Source organism: Komagataeibacter europaeus LMG 18890 (assembly GCF_000285295.1).
GTDB classification, from domain to species: Bacteria; Pseudomonadota; Alphaproteobacteria; order Acetobacterales; family Acetobacteraceae; genus Komagataeibacter; species Komagataeibacter europaeus.
This window is the reverse complement of record NZ_CADP01000284.1, coordinates 1-1,441: the sequence shown is the minus strand read 5'-3', so window position 1 is coordinate 1,441 and position 1,441 is coordinate 1. Positions and strand designations below refer to the sequence as shown.

The window sequence follows — 1,441 nt, the reverse complement described above, 5'->3', positions numbered from 1 at the left end:
GTCTTGAACAGGTTTTCCTTGGATGGGTGCCGCCGGTAGATGGTCTGCTTGCCCACTCCCGCCACGGCCGCGATCTGTTCGACCGATGTGGCGGCGTAGCCCTGTTCCCCAAACAGTCGGGTGGCGGTTTTCAGGATCAGGGCATCCAGTTCTTCCGACATCCGGCTGTCGGGCCGACCTGAATTTTTCCTCTTTCTGTCCTGATCCGCCATTTGACCTCCTGTGAGCAGTTTCTCCCGATTATAGGGGACGAAACCGTCTCGCAAGGGCTTTTGACAGGATCGGCATCTCACCCGGGGCAGAAGAAGCACCATCATATCGGCCCGAATTCCGTGAATACAGGCGCGCGTGGAACAGATACATGCGGTGTTCAATATTGAGCTCCAATCTGTGTGAAGCCCAGCGCCACGCCACTGCTTGCGTAAGTCAATCAAGGCTACCCCGCCTCGTGAGGAATTGTTGACGGACAGATGGGAACGGAACAATTCGGTACCGTCTCGTATCGAGCGCGACAACGACATATGAAGGATCATGTAATCATGGCAGCAGACCTGAATCTGGAGCAGACAGTGCGTGACGCATCGCGGACGCTGCAGGATCACGCGGAACACGTATTTTCACGGCACTCCGATCGTGTTGAGAAGCAGTTGAAGGAGCAGATCAGCGCCCTTCAGTCTCAACTGGAAACGCATGAGCAGGCACGGCATGCATCACATCTGCGGTTCTATCTTACGGTTGCCGGGGTCATCGCTCTTTCGGCGCTGGTTCATTTCCGCCACCGCAAGGCAAAGTAATCCTGCCCACTAAGGATGGAATAATTTATCTCAGATCTTATTGTTATCGGCTTTGACACCGAAGATGGTGCTACTGCTGCCCGTACCGAGTGCGCGGCACTGGAAAAAGAATATCTGATCGACCTTGCGGATGCCGTGGTTGTCCGTCGCACCAGCGACGGCAAAGTGCATCTGGATCAGTCGGTCAATCTGACGGCCCTGGGTTTTTCGGGCGGTCTTGCGACGGGTGCGTTCTGAGGCACGCTGCTCGGCCTGATTTTCCTCAACCCGCTGGCAGGCTTCGTGGTAGGGAGCATGACCGGCGCTGGCGTGGGCACGCTGGAGGGCCACTTCAGTGACTACGGAATCAGCGATGATTTCATCCGGGAGGTGGGCCAGCAGGTCAGGAACGGCACATCGGCACTGTTCATTCTGGTGCGCAAGGCACAGCCTGAAAAGGTCGTCAGTGAGTTCCACAAGCTGGGCGGACATCCCCATATTATGCAAACATCACTTTCTCCTGAAGCTGATGCGAAACTGCGCAGCCTGATTGGCTGAAATCGTAATCGTCCGACGCTTCCAGTCTCAGGCTGGACGCGTAGGACTGGCCTGTCTGATCCATGGCATCCTGTCCGGGTGTGACAGTACATCTTCACAAGGGGCCATCC

At 56.1% G+C, this 1,441-nt stretch carries 2 protein-coding genes and 1 pseudogene; 2 read left to right on the top strand and 1 reads right to left on the bottom strand.

The features are described 5' to 3' along the window. Positions 1–212 (bottom strand): helix-turn-helix domain-containing protein (locus tag GEU01_RS23855; protein WP_042711035.1); only part of this gene is annotated, 212 nt, incomplete at its 3' end. A gap of 327 nt (positions 213–539) precedes the next feature. Here GEU01_RS23855 and GEU01_RS21755 point away from each other — a divergent pair. Together GEU01_RS21755 and GEU01_RS27480 are read left to right on the top strand one after the other, a co-directional pair. Beyond that, a complete protein-coding gene (locus GEU01_RS21755) occupies positions 540–794 on the top strand; it encodes a hypothetical protein (protein WP_019087674.1) in 255 nt (84 codons plus the stop codon). Positions 795–821: 27 nt separating this feature from the next. Next, a pseudogene (locus tag GEU01_RS27480) lies at positions 822–1,331 on the top strand (DUF1269 domain-containing protein). Positions 1,332–1,441 lie beyond the last annotated feature (110 nt).

What these genes read in the sequence shown, in the direction of transcription:
- GEU01_RS21755 (WP_019087674.1), top strand. Translation starts at nt 540, where the DNA reads ATGGCAGCAGACCTGAATCTGGAGCAGACAGTGCGTGACGCATCGCGG.